This is a genomic window from Streptomyces sp. NPDC043738, assembly GCF_056436545.1.
The window spans coordinates 177,214-198,969 of sequence record NZ_JBWKCJ010000005.1 but is presented as its reverse complement, the minus strand read 5'-3'; the positions used below and the strand labels follow the sequence as shown (position 1 = coordinate 198,969).

Here is a 21,756-nt window from a genome sequence, read left to right as displayed (position 1 = left end):
CTGTGGCTCAGAATGGTTCAGACCAATGTGCCGGTCAAGGGGGCGGACGGGACGAGGCGCGCACGGCGCGGGAGCGGCGCGGGACGAGTCATCGCATCCCGGCTCTTTGTGGGGAATTCCACAAAGAGCGCAAAGGATCTCTTCGGGGTGTCACTCTGCTCTGTCAGGGGCCCGCCGCTCACCCGACCGGTTGGCGGCGCATCCGCCCGTCCCCGTACATCCGCGCTCGGCACCACCCGTACCCGGGAGTTATCGACGCACAACCCGGGAAGCAGTCGAGGTCCGTGACCGCTCTTGCTCGGTGGTGTCTCAGGCGCCGCATCGTGGTGATCGTTCTCTGGCTCGCCGCCTTCGCGGGTGTCGCCGTCGCCGCGGGCGTCACCGGGTCCGCGTACTCGAACGACTACGAGGTCCCCGGGACCGAATCCGGGCGGGCCGGCGCCCTGATGGCGAAGGCGTTCCCGGACCGGTCCGGGGACAGCGACACCATCGTGTGGCACACCGACCGCGGAACGGTGCGCTCCGGCGCGGTCGAGAAGACCATGCGGCAGACCCTGGAGAAGGTCGCCGAGCTGCCCGGTGTCTCCGAGGTGCGCGGCCCCTACGGCGGCCGCGGCGACGGTGCGCACGGCGCGCGCCAGATCAGCGAGGACGGCCACACCGCCTACGCCTGGCTCGTCTTCGACCGGCCCGCCGACGAACTGGAGGCGGCCGGGGTCCAGCGGATCGTCGACACCGCGCGGGCCGCGGCCGGCGACGGCCTCCAGGTCGAGCTGGGCGGCGCCGGCATCGCGCTCACCGAGGCGCCGCGGGCCCAGCTCCCGGAGATCATCGGGATCGGCGCCGCGGCCGTGGTGCTCTTCCTCGCCTTCGGCTCGCTCGCCGCGACGTTACTGCCGATCGTCACCGCGGTGGCCGCCGTCGGCACCGCCTCGGCCGGCACCACGTTGCTCAGCCACGCCATGACCGTCGCCGACTTCGCCCCGATGCTCGGCAGCCTGATCGGCCTCGGCGTCGGCATCGACTACGCGCTGTTCATCGTCACCCGGCACCGCAAGGGCCTACGGGCGGGGATGTCGGTCCAGCAAGCCGCCGAGCGCGCCGTCTGCGTATCCGGGCGCGCGGTCGTCTTCGCCGGGGCCACGGTCTGCATCGCGCTGCTCGGCATGCTGATGCTGCGGCTGAACTTCCTCAACGGCGTCGCGCTGGCCGCCTCGCTCACCGTTGTCCTGACCGTGGCCGCGTCAGTGACGCTGCTGCCGGCGCTGCTCGGGCTGATCGGGATGCGGGTGCTCGGCCGGCGGGAGCGGCGGCGGCTGGCCGAGGAGGGGCCGCGGCCCGAGCGGCGCGCCGGGATCGCCGCCCGCTGGGCCGGCTTCGTCGAGCGGCACCCCAAGCTGCTGGGCGGGACCGCGGCCGCCGTGATGCTCGCCCTCGCACTGCCCGCCTTCGGACTCCACCTGGGCACCTCCGACCAGGGCAACAACCCGGCCACGTCCACCACCCGCAAGGCGTACGACCTGCTGGCGCGAGGCGGGCCGGGGGACGGCCACGGCGGCGGCTTCGGGCCCGGACTCAACGGGCCGCTGACCCTCGTCGGCGCACTCGACGGCCCCAAGGACCGGATCGCCTTCGACGAGCTGCCGCGTCAGCTGCGCACCACGCCCGGCGTCGCCGAGGTCAGCCGCCCGCAGTTCGACGGGAGCCGGAGCACCGGGCTGATCACCGTCGTACCGGACGGCTCTCCGCAGTCCCGGCAGACCTCCGACCTGGTGGAGCGGCTGCGTACGGACGTGCTTCCCCAGGCCGCCGACGGGACCACGATGCGGGTGCGGGTCGGCGGCATCACCGCGAGCTACGACGACTTCGCGTCCGTCATCGTCGGCAAGCTGCCGCTGTTCATCGGCGTGGTCGTGGCGCTCGGCTCGCTCCTGCTGCTGCTCGCCTTCCGCAGCATCGGCATACCCCTCAAGGCCGCGTTGATGAACGTCGCGGCCGTCGCCTCGTCCTTCGGCATCGTCGTCGCGGTCTTCCAGTGGGGGTGGGGCAGCGAGCTGCTGGGTCTGGGCAGCGCCGGGCCGATCGAGCCGTTCCTGCCGGTGATCATGGTGTCGGTGCTGTTCGGGCTGTCCATGGACTACCAGGTGTTCCTGGTGTCGCGGATGTACGAGGAGTGGCAGCTCACGCGCGACAACCGCCGGGCGGTACGGGTCGGCCTCGCCGAGACCAGCCGGGTGATCAACTCGGCGGCGGTCATCATGATCGCGGTGTTCGCGGCCTTCGTCCTCAGCGGCGACCGGACCATCGCGATGTTCGGCATCGGTCTGGCCTCCGCCGTCGCGCTGGACGCCTTCGTCCTCCGTACGCTGCTGGTCCCGGCGCTGATGCACATGCTGGGCGGTGCCAACTGGTGGCTGCCGTCCTGGCTCGGCCGTGTGCTGCCCCGGATCAGCATCGAGCCGCCGCCGGAGCCGGACGAGGCCGCGCAGGGGCCGGGCGACGGCGCGCCGGAGCCCGGCGGCGAACGGCCACTGGTGGGCGTGTAGTACCTGCCGCAGGGCTGCCGTCCGGCTCGGCACCTGCCTCCCGGCCATCGGAGCCCCGGCTCTCACCGCGCTCTCATCTCCCTCTCAGACAGGGCACCTACGGTCGCGCCCATGGGAACGACCAGGACGACCGAGAAGCGAACCGACGACGAGACCGTGCCGGCGCAGGCCGCCGCCGCGGAGGAGGAGAAGGCGGCGGGCCCCGAGGCCGGGAGCGCGGAGCCCGAGGCCGCCGAGGAGGCGGTCGCCGCCGGTCAGGACGACGACAACGGCGAGGACGGCCTCGGCGAGGACGCCGAGGACACCACCCCCGCACCGCCCGCCACCGGGGTCGCCGCCGGTGCCGGTGCCGTCGTCGCCGCCGGGCTCGGCCTGGCGTCCGTCACCGGCACCTGGCTCGGCACGCTGATGGCCGAGCGGCAGACGCTGCTGGGCCAGATCAAGCTCCAGACGGGCAAGGCCACCGACCAGATCGCCACCGTGTACGGCACTCCGTGGCACACCACCGCCCTGGTCAACGGCGTCTTCGCGGTGCTCGCCGCGATCGTGGCCGCAGTGGTGCTGACCCGCCCCCGCGCCCCCTGGGTGCGCGCCGTGGCCTGGGCCGGACTGGCGCTCGCCGTGCTGGGGATCCTGATCTCCGCCGGTATGTACCTCGACCTGTTCGGGAGTCTGCCCAGCATCCCTAAGGGCACCGGACCGGGCGCCTAAGGCAGGTACCGGCGCCTTGAGGCACGCGCGGTCGGGTTTCTAAGCACCACCCGCAGGGAAAGATCGGGAACCCTCCCGATGCGGCTTACCCCCCTTGGCGACGAGGCTTGAGCACGTCAACAAGCCCACGCCGTCAAGGGAGTCACCGTGTACACCTCCGAGCTGGAAATGCGGGTCCGTTACGAAGAGCTGCGCCGCGAGGCCGACCGGCAGCGCCTGGTCCGCGAGGCGACCGGCGCCCTGCGCGCCGGGCGCGGCGCCGCCGCCCGCTCCGGGGAGAACGCACCCGAAGGGCGGGTGAGCACCAGGCGGGGCCGGTGGTGGCGTGTACGCCGCGCCGCCGCCTGACCGCCTCCAGGTCCTGAGGATCGGCAGACCCCGCCGTGCCGGACGCCGCGGAACAGGCCATGCCCCATCGGACAGGCCCCAAGCCCCCTGCCGGAATGTCGGACCCCTGTGCGATGCTCGGCAGCGTGGAGAACAGGTCCGTCAGTCCCGTGTTCGTCGGCCGCGCGGCCGAACTCGCCGCGCTCGGCGACGCGCTCGCCCGTATCGCGGCCTCCGGTGAGCCGCAGGCCCTGCTGATCGGGGGCGAGGCCGGGGTCGGCAAGACCCGCCTCATCGAGGAGTTCAGCGAGGCAGCGCGCGCCCGGGGCGCGCTGGTCGCGCTCGGCGGCTGCATCGAGATCGGCTCCGAGGGCCTGCCCTTCGCGCCGTTCTCCGCGATCCTGCACACCCTCAACTGGCACCTGCGGGACGAGCTCGCCGCCGCCGTCGCCGGCCAGGAGGGCGAACTGGCCCGCATCCTGCCCGAATTGGGGGAGACGCCGGGCGAGGCGCACGACGAGGAGATCGGCCGCGCCCGCCTCTTCGAGCTGACCGCCCGGCTCCTGGAGCGGCTCGCCTCCGACCGCACCCTCGTCATCGTCATCGAGGACCTCCACTGGGCCGACCGCTCCACCCGCGAGCTGTTCGCCTACCTCCTGAGAGCCCTGCACGACGCCGGCATCCTGCTGGTGGCGACGTACCGTTCCGACGACATCCACCGCCGCCACCCGCTGCGCCCCTTCCTCGCCGAGATCGACCGCATGCGGACGGTCCGGCGGGTCGAGCTGGCCCGCTTCAACAGGGACGAGGTCCGCTCCCAGATAGCGGGGATCAACGGCAGCGACCCCGAAGAGGACACCGTCGACCGGGTCTTCAAGCGCTCCGAGGGCAACGCCTTCTTCGTCGAGGAGCTGGCCCGCAGCCTCGCCGAGGGCTGTCTGCACGGGCTGAGCGACCCGTTGCGCGATCTGCTGCTGGTGCGGGTCGAGGCGCTCCCCGAGGACACCCAGCGGGTGGTGCGGATCGCCTCGGAGGGCGGCTCCACCATCGAACACGAACTCCTCTCCGCCGTCTGCCGGATGCCCGAGGACGACCTCATCGAGGCGCTGCGGTCCGCAGTCGGCAGCAACACCCTCGTGCCCACCGAGGACGGCACGGGCTACCGCTTCCGGCACGCCCTCGTGCGCGAGGCCGTCGTCGACGACCTGCTGCCCGGCGAGCGCACCCGCCTCAACCGCCGTTACGCCGAGGCTCTGGAGGCCGACCCCTCCCTGGTGCGCGCCGACGCCTGCGCCGCCCGGCTGGCCAGCTACTGGTACAAGGCCCACGACGCCGCCAAGGCGCTGCCCGCCGTCCTCGCCGCCTCCGTCCAGGCCCGCCGCCGCCATGCCTACGCCGAGCAGCTGCGCCTGCTGGACCGCGCCCTGGAGCTGTGGGACGACGCGCCCCCGGAGGTACGCCAAGGGGTCCGCCCGGTGGACTACACCGAGGCCTATCCGGCCCGCGGCTGCGACGACGAGGCGCTGCGCTTCCTCGATCTGCTCGCCGAGATCGCGGTGGCCGCCCGGCTGTCCGGCGACGGCGAGCGGGCCTTTACGATCACCAAGCGTGCCCTGCGGTCCCTGCGCGAGGAGAACGACCCCCTGCGCACGGCCTGGTTCCTGGTGCAGCGCTCCCGGCTCTGCCAGGGCACCGGCCGCGGCAACGGCTGGGAGGACCTCGGCAGGGCGCAGGAACTGGTGCGCGGCCTGCCGCCGTCCTCGGTGCACGCCGAGGTGCTGGCCGCCGTCGCCAGCTGGGCGGTGCTGCACGAGCCGGGCCCGGAGACCTTCGCCACGTCCGAACGCGCGGTGGAGCTGGCCCAGTTGGTGGGCGACGAGGAGGCCGAGCTGAACTCCCGGCTGACGCTGGCGGGGCTGCGGATCGACTCCGGCGCGGTCGACGAGGGCCTGGCCGATCTCCGCGGGGCCGTCGACCGCGCCGTCGAGCGCGGCTACTTCTCCGCCATCGGGCGCGGCCATGTCAACCTCCCGTCCTTCCTGGAGGGCGTGGGCCGCTCCCGGGAGGCCGCCGAGGTCACCGAGCAGGGCATCGAACTCACCACCCGCTACGGCCTCAAGGACAAGACCTGCTGGGTGATGGCCAACCGCGCCGAATCGCTCCAGTCGCTGGGCCGCTGGGAGGAGGCGAGCCGGGCCGCCGCCGACTGCCGCCGGCTCGCCCAGAGCGCCCGCTCGATCGCCCTGGCGGCGAACCGCCTCACCGACCTCGCCCTGGACCAGGGCGACCTCGCCGCCGCCGAGCGTGAACTGGCCGTCGCCCGTGAGCACTACGGCACCCACGACCCCCAGCCGCAGCACGCCCTGCCGCTCGCGCGGCACGCCCTGCGCATCGCCGTGCACCAGAGCCGGATCCTCGATGCCCGCGCCATCCTCGTACAGGCCCTGGACGCCGGCTGTCCGCCCGGTACCCAGCGCTACGCCTGGCCGCTGCTGTGGTCGGCCGCCGCCGCCGAGGCGGACGCCCGCGGACTGCCCGCCGCCGAGCCCGGCCGGTCCGCGGTGCTCGCCCGCGTGCGGGACACCGCCAAGAAGCTGCCCCAGCTCGCCCCCGTCTGGGAGGCGCACGCCCTCGCCGTCGACGCCGAACTCCGCCGCGCCGAGGGCCGCGAGACCCCCGACGCCTGGGCCGAGGTGGTCGCCGCCTTCAAGCCCCTGGAGCGGCCGCACGAGCTCGCCCGGGCCTGCTACCGCTGGGCCGAATCCCTGCTGCACGGCAGCGAGCGGGCCACCGCAGGGCTGGACGGCCGCACCCCGCGCGAGGCCGCCGCACTCCTGCTCACCCAGGCGCACACCGCCGCCACGACGATGGGCGCCCGCCCGCTCGCCGAAGAACTCACCCTCCTCGCGCAGCGGGCCCGGATCCCCCTGCTCGGGCTGACACCGGACCCCGCGGCCGCCACGACCGCCGGTGCCACCCGCCGCGCCACCGCGGACGGTTCCCCCGCCGATCCCGCCCCCGCCGCGGCGCTCGGGCTGACGCCGCGCGAACGGGACGTGCTCCGCCTGGTGGCCGAGGGCCGCAGCAACCGCCAGATAGCCGACACGCTGTTCATCTCCCCGAAGACCGCCAGCGTCCATGTCTCCAACATCCTCGCCAAGCTCGGTGTCTCCGGCCGCGGCGAGGCGGGCGCGGTGGCCCACCGGCTGCGCCTGTTCGGCGAACCGGCGGCCTCCTGACCCGAGGCGCACCGGCGGCCTCCTGACCCGACCGGTACACCGCGGCCGGGCCCGCCGCGGCCCGGCGGTGAGCTGCTGGGATACTGCGGACGCGGATGCCGGCCGTCGGCGGCGCGTTCGGGATGCGGGGACGAGATGGGCAAGTCGCGCGCCGTGGTGCGGCGGGGGCTGGTGTTCGGTCTGCGGGCCGGGGCGATCCCGGCGGGTGCCGGCGCCCTGCTGTGGGCGCTCGTCATGGTGACGCGGTGTCTCAACGGCCCGACCGGCAGCACGATGGAGGACCCGGCGCTGGCCGTGGTCGCCGTGCTGGGGTCGATGGCCGTCGGCGCGTCGATCGGCGCGGGCGTCGGCCTGGTGCTGGCCTACGCCCCGCTCCGACTGGTCTCCTCCGGGCCGTTGCGGGCACTGGTCTGCTTCGTGCTCGCCTCAGTGCTGGCCTTCGGCGAGGTGGTGGTGATGGCGATGTCCAGCGACGGCGGCTACGGGCCGATCCTGCTGGCGCTGCTCGCCATGCCGGTGGTCGGCGTGGTCACCGCGGCCCGCAGCGGGCACCTCGCGGCCGCGCGGATCGGGCCCGTGGGCACGCATCTCCGGCGTCCGGGGCAGTGCCCCGTCCCGCCCGGATGACCACGACTCCGGAGGAGAGGTCTATCGGGCCCGTCCCGGGATCGCCGTCGCCCACGTCATCGACGACGAGCGACATCTTCTGCCGCTCCTCCTCGGTGTGCTGACGGCCCGGTGCGAACAACTCCTCGGCGATGTTGAACATGGTGCCTGCCCCCTCTTCGGTGTGACGCGCACCCGTCCCCTGGCCCCGAGTGTAGGCAGCAGAGGAGAAAGAGGGGGCAGAAGCGGTCAGCTCACCTTGAGCCGGAGAATCCGGTCGTCGCCCTTGTGCGGTGTGCCCCGGCCGTCCGTGTTGCTGGTGACCAGCCACAACCCTCCGTCGCCGGTCGCCACGACGGTCCGCAGCCGCCCGTAGGTACCCTTCAGGAAGGCCTGCGGAGCCGCCACCGGCTTCGTCCCGTTCAGCGCGATCCGCCACAGCCGTTCGCCGCGCAGCGAGGCCATCCAGATCGAGCCCTTGGCGTAGGCGATGCCGCTGGGTGAGGCGTCCGCGGTCTTCCACACCTCGACAGGGTCGACGAAACCGGCGCCGGTCTGCCCGCCCTTGGCCTCGCCCTCGACCTCCGGCCAGCCGTAGTTCTTGCCCGGTTCGATCAGATTGAGCTCGTCCCAGGTGTCCTGCCCGAACTCCGAGGCCCACAGCCGGCGGTCGCCGTCCCAGGCCAGGCCCTGCACATTGCGATGGCCGTAGTCGTAGACGACGGAGTCGGCCGAGGGGTTGCCGTGCGCCGGCTCGCCGTCCGGGGTCATCCGCAGGATCTTGCCGCCGAGCGACTTCTTGTCCTGGGCCAGCTGGCCGTCGCCGGTCTCGCCGGTGCCGGCGTAGAGCATCTTGTCCGGGCCGAACGCGATCCGCCCGCCGTTGTGGATCTGCCCCTTCGGAATCCCCCTCAGGATCGTGTCGGGAGCGCCGAGCTGATCGCCCTGGGGGCGCTTCTCGTCGTAGATCATCCGGGCGATGCGGTTGTCGGAGGCGGTGGTGAAGTACGCGTACACCTGGTGGTCCGTGCCGAACATCGAGGACACCGCGATCCCCAGCAGCCCGCCCTCGCCCCCCGGGTCCACGCCCGGCACCGAGCCCAGCTCGGTGGTCTTCCCGCCGTCCGCAGCCACCCGGACGATCTTTCCGGTGTCGCGGGAGGCGACCAGCAGGTCCCCGCCCGGCAGCACCGCCACGCCCCAGGGGGACGTCAGACCGGTGGTCAGCGTGGCGGTCACCTTCACCGAGCCCTTGGCGGGCGGCGCGGTCGGCGACGGCGTGGCGGTCGGCGAGCCGGCGCCCGCCGAGGCGCCGGGGCTCTTCGCCGGAGTGGTGGCACGCCCGCCGTCCTGGGGCTGGCCGCCACCGGACGAGCAGCCCGCTGCCAGGAGCAGCGAAGCGGCAGCCAACACGGCGGTCTGGGAACGGCGTTGCACGGAAGTGGTCCTCTCGTCGGCGGGGCGTGCACAAGAACACCACATCGGGCCGCCGAACGCGCTCACTCCGCCCGTCCGCGCCCCGTCGGCACCCGCGGTGCCGGCACCGTCGCGGCTACCAGGACTGAAGCGCCGGCGGCAGCGCCGCGATCTCCGCCAGGTCCTCGCGGGTGAGCGCCAGATCCGCCGCCGCGGCGTTCTGCGCGGCCCACCGCTCCTTCTTCGTGCCCGGTACGGGGACGACATGACGGCCCTGTGCCAGCACCCAGGCCAGCGCCACCTGCCCCGGCGTCGCGCCGTACCGGTCGCCGATCCGCCGCAGGCCGGCCACCACCGGCTGGTTCGAGGCCATCATCTCGGCGGTGAAGCGCGGGTGGCGGGCCCGTATGTCCGCCGGTTCGAAGCCCTGTCCCGGGGTGAGGGTGCCGGTCAGATAGCCGTTGCCCAGCGGCATCGCCGCCAGGAAACCGATGCCCCGCGACGCGCACCACGGCAGCAGCTCCTCCAGCGCCTCCGGGGACCACACCGACAGCTCGGCCTGCACGCTGCTGACCGGGAAAACCTGCTGGATGCGCTCCAGTTGGGCCAGTGTGGTGTCGTGCAACCGGGAGCGGGGGCGCAAAGCCGCAGGCCCCGTCCGCCGCTGCGTACGGGCGGTGAGCGGCGGTCGTGCCTGCCGTACCGCCCGCGCGCCCACCGCGCACAGCCCCAGCGACCGTACCTTCCCGGCCGCCACCAGCTCCGCCATCGCCCCCCAGGTCTCCTCGATGGGCACCTCCGGGTCGGCCCGGTGCAGCTGGTAGAGGTCGATGTGGTCGGTCTGCAGCCGGCGCAGCGAGGCGTCGCAGGCCCGCTTGACGTACCCCGGCCGCCCGTTGGCGACGATGTGCTGCTCGCCGACCAACAGCCCGCACTTGGTCGACACGAACGCCTCCGCCCGCCGCTCCTTGAGCACCCGCCCCACCAGCAGTTCGTTGGTGAACGGCCCGTACATATCGGCGGTGTCCAGCAGGCTGGAGCCCCGGTCCAGCGCGGTGTGCACGGCCCGCAGCGACCCCTCCTTGTTGCGCTGCGACTCGGTGTACCCCCAGCTCATCGGCATGCAGCCGAGCCCGATGGCACCCACTTCGAGGGCCGCCGCGCCGATTGTCCTGCGCTCCACCTGGTTGTGCCTCCGTCCCCTCGCCCCCGATCAAGGGCCAGACCAAACTAACGTCTGAGCAGAACATCTCTTCGCATAGCCTCTGGCCATGGCAACCGCAGACCAGCGCACCGACGCGAACGACGTCTGGCTCCCGATCCCGCCCGGCGAGATCGAGGGCCTGCCCGACGGATTCCGCTACCTCCACTGGGACGCCGGACCCGACTTCCCGGCCGATCCGGCCCGGTGCGTGTGCTACGTCGTCCCCTACATGAAGGGCGCGGAGGCGAGCCTGCGCCCGCTGTCCCGGATGAGCCGGGTCCGGGTCGTACAGACCCTCACCGCCGGCATCGAGCACATGCTGCCCGGGCTGGCGCAGATGCCGCCCGGTGCCCAACTGTGCAACGCCCGCGGGCTGCACGACGCCAGCACCGCGGAGCTGGCGCTCACCCTGATCCTGGCGGCGCTGCGCGACATCCCCGGCTTCGTGCGGAGTCAGGACGCGGGGGAGTGGCGGCCGGGCTTCCGTCCCGCGCTCGCCGACAAGTCGATCCTCATTGTGGGCTATGGTTCGATCGGCAGTGCCATCGAAGACCGGCTCACGCCTTTTGAATGTGCGCGGGTGGTGCGCGTCGCACGCACCGCGCGTGACACTGTGCGCGGCCCTGTGCATCCACTCGCCGACCTGTCCGCCCTCCTGCCCGCGGCGGATGTCGTCGTGCTCGCCGCTCCGCTCACCGACGGCACCCGTGGCCTGGTCGGAGGCGATTTCCTGGCGCGGATGAAGGACGGCGCACTGCTGGTGAACATCGCGCGCGGCCCGATCGTCGACACCCAGGCGCTGCTCGGCGAACTGGAGTCCGGGCGGCTTCGCGCGGCGCTCGACGTCACCGATCCGGAACCCCTGCCCGCCGGACACCCGCTGTGGCACGCTCCCGGCGTGCTCATCACTCCACACGTCGGTGGCCCCAGCTCTGCCTTCCTGCCCCGTGCGAAGCGGCTGCTGCGGGAGCAGTTGACGCTTTTCGCGGCCGGCGAACCCCTGCGCAACGTGGTCGCCACCGCCGGCGAAAGCGGTTGCGCGTAGCGCTACGAGGCCGTACGACTGCAGGGGGTATTCAAATCGCGCTACCTGTCACGCTCCGTAGAGGTGCTATGTCCCTGAGTGACGGAACTGGTGTATCGTCCCGATCGGGGACGGCGCCGGACGAAAGCGGCGCGATGGGAAAGATCCGGAACGCGAGGGGGGCGACGGGCGATGTACGGCCGATGGACGATCCGCGAGATGCGTGATCCACGAGCGCCCGCGGGAACGCGGCGAGGCCCCCGGGCGCACCGTCCGCGACGAATCCCCGCACGGGACACCGGGAGAGCACGGTGAGTGCCCCCGGGGCGATGCTCTCCAGGTCGTCCGCGCCGGCCGGCGGTCCGGCGAGCGCGGTGCCGCAGATCGTCCTGGCCGTGGTCTGCGGCGGCTATGCCGTCGGTGCCGCATTCGGCTGGGGCTCCCGCCAAGTCGCCATGTTCATGGGCGACTTCGGCCTCAGCTTCGCGGCCCTGGTGGCGGCGGTCTCCTGCGGTCTGTACGCGCGCCGGCACCGCAGCCGGTTCCGCCCGGCCTGGATGCTGTTCGCCGCCTCCTCGGGGATGGCGGGCATCGGCAACGGCGTATGGGGATGGTACGAGGTCATCGAGGGGACCACGGTGCCCAGCCCCTCGCTGGCCGACTTCTGCTTCCTGCTGTTCGCGCCGCCGGCCATCGTCGGTCTGCTGGTGCTCGCCAAGCGGCCGGTCACCAGGGCCGGCTGGGTCTGCCTGGGGCTGGACTCCTGGCTGATCGCCGGGTCGCTGCTGACGCTCTCCTGGAGCCTCGCGCTCGCGCACACCGCCCACTTCCAGGGCCGCAGCGTGGCGCAGAGCGCACTGTCGCTGGCCTATCCGCTGCTGGACATCGTGCTGGTGAGCATGGTGCTGGCGCTGCACTTCAGGCGCTCGTCCGTTCACCGCTCCGCCATCAACACCGCCGTCGCGGCACTGGCGTTGACGGTGCTGTGCGACGCCCTGTTCAGCTCGCCGCTGCTGCGTGAGCACTACCGCTCCGGCCAGATCCTGGACGCCGGGTGGTTCGCCGGCTCGATACTGCTCGCCTACGCGCCCTGGGTCGCCCGCCGCGCGGGCGAGGAGGAGCCCGAAGAGGCCGAGCCCGCCCGCCGCCCGCAGCCGCACGGCAGCCGCCCCATCGCCGGCTCGCTCGCCGCGCTCACCCCGTACCTCGCCGCCGCGGTGTGCACCCTGGGCATCCTCACCAACGTCCTGGGCGGCCGGCGGATCGACCGCGTGGTGCTCTTCACCGGCTGCACGGTCGTCCTCGCACTGGTCGTCCGCCAGGGCATCATGCTGCTCGACAACATCACCCTCACACAGGAGCTGGCCCAGAAGGAGAACCACTTCCGCTCCCTGGTGCAGGGCTCCAGCGACGTCATCATGATCGCCGCCCCGTCCGGTGTGCTGCGCTATGTGAGCCCGGCCGCGGCCGGTGTCTACGGGCGGGACGCGGAGGAGCTGGTCGGCTCCGAGCTGGCGTCGCTGATCCACCCCGAGGACCTGGGCCGGGTCGTCCACGAGGTCCGCAGGTTCCTCGCCGCCGACCCCGAGGACGAGCCGACCACCCGGATCGAATGCCGCTTCCGCGCCGGCGAGCGGCGCTCGGGCGGTGGGGGCGCCTCCCGCTCGAGCGAAGCCGAGAGTGGGGGAGGCTGGCTGAACGTCGAGTCCACGGTCAACCGCCATCACGGCGGGCTGATCTTCAACTCCCGCGACGTCACGGAGCGGGTCCGGCTGCAGGCCCAGCTCCAGCACAACGCCTCGCACGACGCGCTCACCGACCTGCCCAACCGCGCGCTGTTCACCGAACGCGTCACCAAGGCGGTCACCGGCCGCCGGGCCAGCGACCACGACACCGCCGTGCTCTACATCGACCTCGACGGCTTCAAGCAGGTCAACGACACCATCGGGCATCAGGCGGGCGACGAGCTGCTGGTGCAGGCCGCCCGCAGGCTCGGCGACTCGGTGCGCTCCGGGGACATAGCGGCGCGGCTGGGCGGCGACGAGTTCGCCGCGCTGATCACGGGCGATGGCACCCGCGACCGCGCCGCCCGTGAGTTCCGGATCCACGAGATCGCCGACCGCCTGCGCATCAAGCTCTCCGAGCCGTACCGCATCGACGGCCGGGACGTACGCGTCGCCGCCAGCATCGGCGTCGCCTTCGCCGAGCCCGGCGTCACCCCCGCGGGTCTGCTGCGCAACGCCGACCTGGCGATGTACCGCGCCAAGCAGGCCGGCAAGGGCCGGGTGGAGCTGTACGCCCCGCAGCTGCAGGACGAGGTCGCCCACCGCGCCGAACTCGCCACCAAGCTGCGTACGGCCCTCCAGGACGGCGAATTCGCGCTGCTGCACCAGCCGGTGGTCGAGCTGGCCAGCGGACGGGTCACCGCGGTCGCGGCACATGCCCGCTGGCGCTCCGCCCAGGGCATCCTGTTCACCCCGGCCGAATTCCTGCGGGTCGGCGACCGCGGCCGGTACACCGAAGACGGCGACCGCGCCGCCGAGCTGGACCGCTGGCAGCTGCAGGAGGCGGTCGAGCAGGCCGCGGCGCGCCACCGCGCCGGCCATCAGATCCCGGTCGCGGTCCGGCTCTCGGCCCGGCGGCTGCTGGACCGCTCGCTGTCCCCCAAGGGCGTCGAGTCGCTGCTCACCCGGCATGGCCTGCCCTCCCGCGCGCTCGTCCTGGAATTGTCCGAAAGTGATCCCCGGCTCCCGCTGGACGATCTGGAGCGCCGGCTGGTCGCGCTGCGCCGCATCGGCGTGCGGATCGCCCTGGACGGCTTCGGCAGCGGGTACGCCGCGATCAGCGCGCTGCGCCGGCTCCCCATCGACGTGCTGCGGCTGGACCGCGGGCTGGTCGACGGCGTGGTGGAGTCCTCGCGGCTGCACAAGATCACCGCCGGGCTGCTGCGGATCGCCGGCGACCTGGGCATGCAGTCCGTCGCGGACGGCGTCGACCTGCCCGAGCAGGTCCTCGCACTGCGCTCCATGGGCTGCACGCACGGCATGGGCGTGGCGTTCTCCGGGCCGCTCGACGAGCACCGGCTGCGGCGCACGCTGACGCACTCCGGCTTCCCCGTTCCGGACCTGGCCGGGCAGGGCCGTGCGGTGGTGCTCAGCGGCAGCGGACTGCCCGTCCGGCGCGGCGGGCTGGCGGGCCCGGATTCGCTCGTGCATCCGCCATTGCGCTCAAATAGTGAGACCTCCGTCCCACCCACTTGACACTCGGTGCACGGCGGGGGGAGGGTCAGTGCCATGCGCACCCGAATTCTCGTACTTGGAAAGCGCGTCGGCTGAAGCTGGGCCCGATGAAACCCAGCTGACCGCACCGACGCGCTCCCCTCGCTTGCCTCACGGCACGAGGGGTTTTTTGTTGCATAGCAACCTCACAAATCCCGCCAAAACCCTCAGCTTCGAGAAGAGACGCAGATGACCGAGCAGGCCTCCGGGGCCCACCATCCGCAGCCGCGGGCCCGTAACTCCGGCGGACCGCAGCAGCCCGCCACCGTCGAGCACGTCACGGGCGCGCAGTCCCTCATCCGTTCGCTGGAGGAGGTCGGGGCCGACACCGTGTTCGGCATCCCCGGCGGTGCGATCCTGCCTGCGTACGACCCGATGATGGACTCCTCGAAGGTCCGGCACATCCTGGTCCGCCACGAGCAGGGCGCCGGGCACGCCGCCACGGGGTACGCCCAGGCCACCGGCAAGGTCGGGGTGTGCATGGCGACCTCCGGTCCCGGTGCCACCAACCTCGTCACCCCGATCGCCGACGCGCACATGGACTCCGTCCCGCTGGTCGCGATCACCGGCCAGGTCGCCTCCAAGGCGATCGGCACGGACGCCTTCCAGGAGGCGGACATCTGCGGCATCACGATGCCGATCACCAAGCACAACTTCCTGGTCACCGACCCCGCCGAGATCCCCCGGACGATCGCCGAGGCGTTCCACATCGCCTCCACCGGCCGCCCCGGCCCGGTCCTGGTCGACATCGCCAAGGACGCCCTCCAGGCGCAGACCACCTTCGTCTGGCCGCCGCACACCGAGCTGCCCGGCTACCGCCCGGTCACCAAGCCGCACGCCAAGCAGATCCGCGAGGCGGCCCGGCTGATCGCCGAGTCCAAGCGCCCGGTGCTCTACGTCGGCGGCGGGGTGCTCAAGGCCGGCGCCACCGCCGAGCTGAAGGTGCTCGCCGAGCTGACCGGGGCGCCGGTCACCACCACGCTGATGGCGCTGGGCGCGTTCCCCGACAGCCACCCCCAGCACGTCGGCATGCCCGGCATGCACGGCGCGGTCACCGCGGTCACCGCGCTGCAGAAGTCGGACCTGCTGATCACCCTCGGCGCCCGCTTCGACGACCGGGTCACCGGCAAGCTGGACTCGTTCGCGCCGTACGCCAAGGTCGTGCACGCGGACATCGACCCGGCGGAGATCGGCAAGAACCGCGCTGCGGACGTGCCGATCGTCGGTGACGCCCGCGAGGTCATCGCCGACCTGATCGTCGCCGTCCAGGCCGAGCACGACGCCGGCCACAAGGGCGACTACAGCGCCTGGTGGAAGGACCTCAACCGCTGGCGCGAGACCTACCCGCTGGGCTACGACCTGCCGGACGACGGCAGCCTGTCGCCGCAGCAGGTCATCCAGCGGATCGGTCAGCTCGCCCCCGCCGACACCATCTACGCCGCGGGCGTCGGCCAGCACCAGATGTGGGCCGCCCACTTCATCGACTACGAGCAGCCCGCCACCTGGCTGAACTCCGGCGGCGCCGGCACGATGGGCTACGCCGTGCCCGCCGCCATGGGCGCCAAGGCGGGGCAGCCCGGCCGCACGGTCTGGGCGATCGACGGCGACGGCTGCTTCCAGATGACCAACCAGGAGCTGGTCACCTGCGCGCTGAACAACATCCCGATCAAGGTCGCGATCATCAACAACGGCGCGCTGGGCATGGTCCGCCAGTGGCAGACCCTGTTCTACAACCAGCGCTACTCCAACACCGTGCTGCACAGCGGCCCGGAGGCGGACGGCAAGCAGCCGAGCGCCGGTACCCGCATCCCGGACTTCGTGAAGCTGTCCGAGGCGATGGGCTGTGTGGCGATGCGCTGCGAGTCCCCGGACGAGCTGGACAAGGTCATCGCGGAGGCCAATGCCATCAACGACCGCCCGGTCGTGGTGGACTTCATCGTCCACGAGGACGCCCAGGTGTGGCCGATGGTCGCCGCCGGCACCTCCAACGACGAGGTCATGGCCGCCCGGGGCGTGCGTCCCGACTTCGGCGACAGCGAAGACGACTAGAGCCCAGGACGACACGGACGCACGGAAGAAGAGAGAAGACCATGTCCAAGCACACGCTCTCCGTCCTGGTGGAGAACACCCCCGGCATCCTCGCCCGGATCGCCGCGCTGTTCTCCCGCCGCGGCTTCAACATCGACTCGCTCGCGGTCGGGGTCACCGAGCACCCCGACATCTCCCGCATCACCATCGTGGTCAGCGTCGAGTCGCTGCCGCTGGAGCAGGTCACCAAGCAGCTCAACAAGCTCGTCAACGTCCTGAAGATCGTCGAGCTGGAGCCGGCCGCCGCGATCCAGCGCGAACTGGTCCTGGTCAAGGTCCGCGCGGACAACGAGACCCGCTCGCAGATCGTCGAGATCGTCCAGCTCTTCCGCGCCAAGACCGTGGACGTCTCCCCCGAGGCGGTCACCATCGAGGCCACCGGGTCCAGCGAGAAGCTGGAGGCGATGCTGAAGATGCTGGAGCCGTTCGGCATCAAGGAACTGGTGCAGTCCGGCACGATCGCCATAGGCCGTGGCGCCCGCTCCATCACGGACCGCTCGCTGCGCGCACTGGACCGTTCGGCCTGACGGCCCATCCGCCGGCGGTCCGTTTCGACCGTATGGCGAGACCCACCGACCTTCCCGACCCCGCCCGACGTACTGTGTGGGCACCCCGCTAGATCCAAGGAGATACCCGAAGTGGCCGAGCTGTTCTACGACGACGACGCCGACCTGTCCATCATCCAGAACCGCAAGGTCGCGGTGATCGGCTACGGAAGCCAGGGCCACGCCCACGCGCTGTCCCTGCGCGACTCGGGCGTCGACGTGCGCGTCGGTCTGCACGAGGGCTCCAAGTCCAAGGCCAAGGCCGAGGAGCAGGGCCTGCGTGTGGTGACTCCGGCCGAGGCCGCGGCCGAGGCCGACGTCATCATGATCCTGGTCCCGGACCCGATCCAGGCCGAGGTCTACGAGGAGTCCATCAAGGACCACCTGAAGGACGGCGACGCGCTGTTCTTCGGCCACGGCTTCAACATCCGCTTCGGCTTCATCAAGGCTCCGGCCGGCGTGGACGTGTGCATGGTCGCCCCCAAGGGCCCGGGCCACCTCGTGCGCCGCCAGTACGAGGAGGGCCGCGGCGTGCCGTGCATCGCGGCCGTCGAGCAGGACGCCTCCGGCAAGGCCTTCGAGCTGGCGCTCTCCTACGCCAAGGGCATCGGCGGCACCCGCGCCGGCGTCATCAAGACCACCTTCACCGAGGAGACCGAGACCGACCTGTTCGGTGAGCAGGCGGTGCTCTGCGGTGGCGCCTCGGCGCTGGTCAAGGCCGGCTTCGAGACGCTGGTCGAGGCGGGCTACCAGCCGGAGATCGCGTACTTCGAGTGCCTCCACGAGCTGAAGCTGATCGTGGACCTGATGTACGAGGGCGGCCTGGAGAAGATGCGCTGGTCGGTCTCCGAGACCGCCGAGTGGGGCGACTACGTCACCGGCCCGCGCGTCGTCACCGACGCCACCAAGGCGGAGATGAAGAAGGTCCTCGCCGAGATCCAGGACGGCACCTTCGCCAACAACTGGATGGCGGAGTACAAGGCCGGTCTGCCGAAGTACAACGAGTACAAGAAGGCCGACGAGGGCCACCTCCTGGAGACCACCGGCAAGCAGCTGCGCAAGCTGATGAGCTGGGTGGACGACGAGGCGTAAGCCCGACGGACAGGGGGTCGCGAAGCATCTCGCGGCCCCCTCGTCCATGTGTCCGGCCGGGCGCCGACCAGGCGCCTTGTCCACCGCGTAGAACCACGCACGGGTGATCCTTCCGCAACGGCGCAGGACGCGCCCTCCACCGCCACTACACTGCCCATCACAAGCGCGTTCAGGCCCACAACGTCGTGCGTCTTCCACGCGGCTTTCCCCCTTCACCGCCTTCGGCCGTCGGGACGGCCGTCCGCGAAGGACTAGTGAGGACTGAAGACCACGTGAGCTCGAAACCTGTCGTACTGATCGCCGAAGAGCTGTCGCCCGCCACCGTCGACGCCCTCGGCCCGGACTTCGAGATCCGGCACTGCAACGGCGCGGACCGCGCCGAGCTGCTCCCCGCGATCGTCGATGTCGACGCCGTCCTCGTGCGCAGCGCGACGAAGATCGACGCCGAGGCCATCGCCGCCGCCAAGAAGCTGAAGGTCGTCGCCCGTGCGGGCGTGGGCCTGGACAACGTCGACGTCTCCGCCGCCACCAAGGCCGGCGTGATGGTCGTCAACGCACCGACCTCCAACATCGTCACCGCCGCCGAGCTCGCCTGCGGTCTGCTGGTCGCCACGGCCCGCAACATCCCGCAGGCCAACACCGCCCTGAAGAACGGCGAGTGGAAGCGCAGCAAGTACACCGGCGTCGAGCTCAGCGAGAAGACCCTCGGCGTGGTCGGCCTCGGCCGGATCGGCGTCCTGGTCGCCCAGCGGATGTCGGCGTTCGGCATGAAGGTCGTCGCCTACGACCCCTACGTCCAGCCGGCCCGTGCCGCCCAGATGGGCGTCAAGCTGCTGACCCTCGACGAGCTGCTGGAGGTCTCGGACTTCATCACCGTCCACCTCCCCAAGACTCCCGAGACGGTCGGTCTCATCGGCGACGAGGCGCTGCGCAAGGTCAAGCCGTCGGTCCGGATCGTCAACGCCGCGCGTGGCGGGATCGTCGACGAGGTGGCGCTGGCCAGCGCGCTGAAGGAGGGCCGGGTGGCCGGCGCGGGACTGGACGTCTACGCCGTCGAGCCGTGCACCGACTCCCCGCTCTTCGAGTTCGACCAGGTCGTGGCCACCCCGCACCTGGGCGCTTCGACGGGTGAGGCGCAGGAGAAGGCCGGTATCGCGGTCGCCAAGTCGGTGCGCCTGGCGCTCGCCGGCGAGCTGGTGCCGGACGCGGTCAACGTCCAGGGCGGCGTGATCGCCGAGGACGTCAAGCCGGGGCTGCCGCTGGCCGAGCGGCTGGGCCGGATCTTCACCGCACTGGCCGGCGAGGTGGCCATGCGCCTCGACGTGGAGGTGTACGGCGAGATCACCCAGCACGACGTCAAGGTGCTCGAACTCTCCGCGCTCAAGGGCGTGTTCGAGGACGTCGTGGACGAGACCGTGTCGTACGTCAACGCCCCCCTGTTCGCGCAGGAGCGCGGTGTGGAGGTGCGCCTGACGACCAGCAGCGAGTCGCCCGAGCACCGCAACGTGGTGACCGTGCGCGGCACCCTCGCGGGCGGCGACGAGGTGTCGATCTCCGGCACGCTCTCCGGCCACAAGAACACCCAGAAGATCGTGGCGGTCGGCGACCACTCGATCGATCTGTCGCTCGCGGACCACATGGCGTTCATGCGCTACAGCGACCGCCCCGGCGTCGTCGGCACCGTCGGCCGGATCCTGGGCGAGGCGGGCATCAACATCGGCGGGATGCAGGTCTCCCGGGCCGATGTCGGTGGCGAGGCGCTGGTCGCGCTGACCGTCGACGACACGATTCCGCCGGGCGTGCTGAGCGAGATCTCCGACGAGATCGGCGCGACCTCCGTGCGTGCGGTGAACCTCGGCGACTGATCGTACGATCTCGCAGGTCAACGGGCCCGGACCCCGCTTTCGCGGAGTCCGGGCCCGTTGGCGTCCGCGCTTGCGTGGCTCCGCCCGGCGGCGCGCAATGGGAGGAGTGCACGGGGAAGCGTGCACGCCCCCGCCGCCGCGCGGCGGAAGGAGGACACGCCATGAATGCACCTGTGGGTGACTCCCCGCAGAGCCTGACCGGTCTGCGGGTGGTCGATGTGGACGGCGTGAAGGTGGGTACGGTCCAGCAGGTCTACCGGGACGACGCGACCAACGACCCCGAGTGGATCACCGTGCGTACCGGCCTGTTCGGGATGAAGGAGACCTTCATTCCGCTCGCCGGGGCCCGCCGGACCGGCGGTGAGCTGCGCGTTCCGCACACCAAGGACACCATCAAGGAGGCGCCGCGGATCGACGCCGACGGCCATCTCGACCCGTCCGAAGAGGCCCGGCTCTACCGCCACTACGGGCTGATGCGGCCGGATGACCCCTCCGACGCCGGCGGGCTCGAAGGCGTCGCCGACGACCGCGCCCGCGCCGACACCATCCTGGCGTCCGGCCCCGGGCCGCGGCCCGCCGCGGGTGCGGCCGGGGCCGGGACCCGGGCCATGGCGGACACCACGGCCCACACCCCGGCGCGCGGCGAGCGCAACAAGCTCTTCGACCAGCCGCCGGCCGGGGCGGGCGCGGCCACGCGCGGCCGCGCCGGGGCGGACACCCGGCCCGGTGGTGAGCCCGCCGCCGAGATCGTGCTCTCCGAGGAGCGGCTGGAGATCGGCACCGAGGAGCGGGTGACCGGCCGGGTCCACCTGAGCAAGCACCTGGTCACCGAGGAGGTGCACCGCACCGTCCCGGTCACGCATGAGGAGGTGCGGGTGGTCCGCGAGAAGATCACCGAGGAGGACCGGAGGGCGGGCCGGGCGGCGCCGCGGGCCGGTCACGGCCGGTCCGAGGTCGTCCTGCACGAGGAGCAGCCCACGATCAGCAAGAAGATGGTGCCGGTCGAGCGGGTGTGGCTGGAGACCGAGCGGGTGACCGAGCAGAAGGAGATCACCACCGAGATCCACCGGGAAGAGGTCGAGATCGACGACGGCACGGGCCCGCGCAAGGGCCCCGGCCCGGACCGCCCCCGGTGACCCGGGGATGACCGCCAGAACGTATACGTACGTTTAAGACAGCCGTCTGGTACGAGCGTATGCGCAGAGCTAGGCTGCCGCCATGGGACACCGTGAAGATCTTCTGGAAGGCGCCAAGCGCTGCCTGCTGGAGAAGGGGTACGCGCGCACCACCGCACGCGACATCGTGGCCGCCTCTGGCGCCAACCTCGCCTCCATCGGATACCACTACGGCTCCAAGGACGCCCTGATGCGCCAGGCGGTCATCGCGTCCAGCGAGGAGTGGGGCGCGAGCGTGGCCGAGGCGCCGTCCGCCGGCGGCGCGCGGGCGGCGGACGCGGACCCGCTGGAGCGGTTCGCCGCGGTCTGGGACAACGTCCTGCGGCGGATCGCCACGGAACGGGAGTTCATCGCCGCGCAGGTCGAGGTGCTGGGGCTGCTGCCGCGCGACGAGAAGCTGCGCGAGGCGATCGGCGCGGTGCTGCCGGAGGGCAACGAGGGCCTCGTCGCGATCTTCGAAGGGGTGCCGGACACCGAGGTCGACGCGGAGGCGGCCCGCGTCGTCGGCTCCTTCTACCAGGCCCTGCTCACCGGCCTCATGGTGCAGTCGCTGGTCACCCCCGACGCACTGCCCTCCGGGGACGACCTGGCGGCCGCGCTGCGGCGGGTCACCGCGGGCGAGGTGCTGCGCAAGGGGTGA

16 protein-coding genes are annotated in these 21,756 nt (G+C 72.1%); 13 read left to right on the top strand and 3 right to left on the bottom strand.

Annotated features, from left to right (window positions below; all coding sequences use genetic code 11):
• Positions 1–284 precede the first annotated feature (284 nt).
• The 5 genes from AC0680_RS10030 to AC0680_RS10010 all read left to right on the top strand — a co-directional run bounded on the left by AC0680_RS10030 (position 285) and on the right by AC0680_RS10010 (position 7,450).
• Complete coding sequence (locus AC0680_RS10030; RefSeq protein WP_478626449.1) at positions 285–2,546, top strand: MMPL family transporter; 2,262 nt, start codon at positions 285–287, stop codon at positions 2,544–2,546.
• A gap of 111 nt (positions 2,547–2,657) precedes the next feature.
• Positions 2,658–3,257 carry a hypothetical protein gene (locus AC0680_RS10025; RefSeq protein ID WP_478626447.1) on the top strand — a complete coding sequence of 200 codons (600 nt, stop codon included), beginning with the start codon at positions 2,658–2,660 and terminating at the stop codon, positions 3,255–3,257.
• A gap of 147 nt (positions 3,258–3,404) precedes the next feature.
• A complete protein-coding gene (locus AC0680_RS10020; RefSeq protein ID WP_478626445.1) occupies positions 3,405–3,605 on the top strand; it encodes a hypothetical protein in 201 nt (66 codons plus the stop codon).
• Between the two features lie 113 nt (positions 3,606–3,718).
• Entirely contained in the window at positions 3,719–6,823 is a 3,105-nt protein-coding gene (locus tag AC0680_RS10015; RefSeq protein ID WP_478626716.1) for a helix-turn-helix transcriptional regulator, read from the top strand.
• Positions 6,824–6,958: 135 nt separating this feature from the next.
• Positions 6,959–7,450 (top strand): hypothetical protein, encoded by a 492-nt coding sequence (locus AC0680_RS10010; protein ID WP_478626444.1) that lies wholly within the window; start codon positions 6,959–6,961, stop codon positions 7,448–7,450.
• On the opposite strand, the gene AC0680_RS10005 is transcribed toward AC0680_RS10010, so the two are convergent.
• From AC0680_RS10005 to AC0680_RS09995, 3 genes are all read right to left on the bottom strand, one after another.
• Positions 7,353–7,592 (bottom strand): DUF6191 domain-containing protein, encoded by a 240-nt coding sequence (locus AC0680_RS10005; RefSeq protein WP_478626442.1) that lies wholly within the window; start codon positions 7,590–7,592, stop codon positions 7,353–7,355. The two genes, AC0680_RS10010 and AC0680_RS10005, sit on opposite strands and share 98 nt — an antisense overlap.
• 86 nt (positions 7,593–7,678) lie before the next feature.
• Positions 7,679–8,911 (bottom strand): PQQ-dependent sugar dehydrogenase, encoded by a 1,233-nt coding sequence (locus AC0680_RS10000; RefSeq protein WP_478626441.1) that lies wholly within the window; start codon positions 8,909–8,911, stop codon positions 7,679–7,681.
• 70 nt (positions 8,912–8,981) lie between these two features.
• Entirely contained in the window at positions 8,982–10,028 is a 1,047-nt protein-coding gene (locus AC0680_RS09995; RefSeq protein ID WP_478626440.1) for an aldo/keto reductase, read from the bottom strand.
• Between the two features lie 88 nt (positions 10,029–10,116).
• Between AC0680_RS09995 and AC0680_RS09990 the strand changes: the two genes are divergently transcribed.
• The 8 genes from AC0680_RS09990 (at position 10,117) to AC0680_RS09955 (ending at position 21,756) form a co-directional block, all read left to right on the top strand.
• Positions 10,117–11,094: a 2-hydroxyacid dehydrogenase gene (locus tag AC0680_RS09990; protein WP_478626438.1), complete on the top strand. Its 978-nt coding sequence runs from the start codon at positions 10,117–10,119 to the stop codon at positions 11,092–11,094.
• Positions 11,095–11,384: 290 nt separating this feature from the next.
• The gene (locus tag AC0680_RS09985; protein ID WP_478626436.1) at positions 11,385–14,333 is read left to right on the top strand and encodes a putative bifunctional diguanylate cyclase/phosphodiesterase; all 2,949 of its coding nucleotides are present in this window, start codon (positions 11,385–11,387) and stop codon (positions 14,331–14,333) included.
• A gap of 207 nt (positions 14,334–14,540) precedes the next feature.
• Entirely contained in the window at positions 14,541–16,400 is a 1,860-nt protein-coding gene (locus tag AC0680_RS09980; RefSeq protein ID WP_384431753.1) for an acetolactate synthase large subunit, read from the top strand.
• Between the two features lie 41 nt (positions 16,401–16,441).
• Complete coding sequence (ilvN, locus tag AC0680_RS09975) at positions 16,442–16,966, top strand: acetolactate synthase small subunit (protein ID WP_384431750.1); 525 nt, start codon at positions 16,442–16,444, stop codon at positions 16,964–16,966.
• A 111-nt stretch (positions 16,967–17,077) separates the two neighbouring features.
• A complete protein-coding gene (gene ilvC, locus AC0680_RS09970) occupies positions 17,078–18,076 on the top strand; it encodes a ketol-acid reductoisomerase (RefSeq protein WP_468974789.1) in 999 nt (332 codons plus the stop codon).
• A 272-nt stretch (positions 18,077–18,348) separates the two neighbouring features.
• A complete protein-coding gene (gene serA / locus AC0680_RS09965; RefSeq protein WP_478626433.1) occupies positions 18,349–19,941 on the top strand; it encodes a phosphoglycerate dehydrogenase in 1,593 nt (530 codons plus the stop codon).
• A 161-nt stretch (positions 19,942–20,102) separates the two neighbouring features.
• Entirely contained in the window at positions 20,103–21,077 is a 975-nt protein-coding gene (locus AC0680_RS09960; RefSeq protein WP_478626431.1) for a YsnF/AvaK domain-containing protein, read from the top strand.
• Positions 21,078–21,159: 82 nt separating this feature from the next.
• Positions 21,160–21,756, top strand: coding sequence for a TetR/AcrR family transcriptional regulator (locus AC0680_RS09955; protein ID WP_478626429.1), 597 nt, complete (start codon positions 21,160–21,162; stop codon positions 21,754–21,756).

Excerpts from the sequence above, each read along its gene's own strand:
- AC0680_RS10005 (WP_478626442.1), bottom strand. The coding sequence starts at position 7,592 with ATGTTCAACATCGCCGAGGAGTTGTTCGCACCGGGCCGTCAGCACACC.
- AC0680_RS10025 (WP_478626447.1), top strand. The coding sequence starts at position 2,658 with ATGGGAACGACCAGGACGACCGAGAAGCGAACCGACGACGAGACCGTG.
- AC0680_RS09960 (WP_478626431.1), top strand. The coding sequence starts at position 20,103 with ATGAATGCACCTGTGGGTGACTCCCCGCAGAGCCTGACCGGTCTGCGG.
- ilvN (WP_384431750.1), top strand. The coding sequence starts at position 16,442 with ATGTCCAAGCACACGCTCTCCGTCCTGGTGGAGAACACCCCCGGCATC.
- AC0680_RS10010 (WP_478626444.1), top strand. The coding sequence starts at position 6,959 with ATGGGCAAGTCGCGCGCCGTGGTGCGGCGGGGGCTGGTGTTCGGTCTG.
- AC0680_RS10015 (WP_478626716.1), top strand. The coding sequence starts at position 3,719 with ATGCTCGGCAGCGTGGAGAACAGGTCCGTCAGTCCCGTGTTCGTCGGC.
- AC0680_RS09990 (WP_478626438.1), top strand. The coding sequence starts at position 10,117 with ATGGCAACCGCAGACCAGCGCACCGACGCGAACGACGTCTGGCTCCCG.
- AC0680_RS09980 (WP_384431753.1), top strand. The coding sequence starts at position 14,541 with ATGACCGAGCAGGCCTCCGGGGCCCACCATCCGCAGCCGCGGGCCCGT.
- AC0680_RS10000 (WP_478626441.1), bottom strand. The coding sequence starts at position 8,911 with ATGTGGTGTTCTTGTGCACGCCCCGCCGACGAGAGGACCACTTCCGTG.
- AC0680_RS09955 (WP_478626429.1), top strand. The coding sequence starts at position 21,160 with ATGGGACACCGTGAAGATCTTCTGGAAGGCGCCAAGCGCTGCCTGCTG.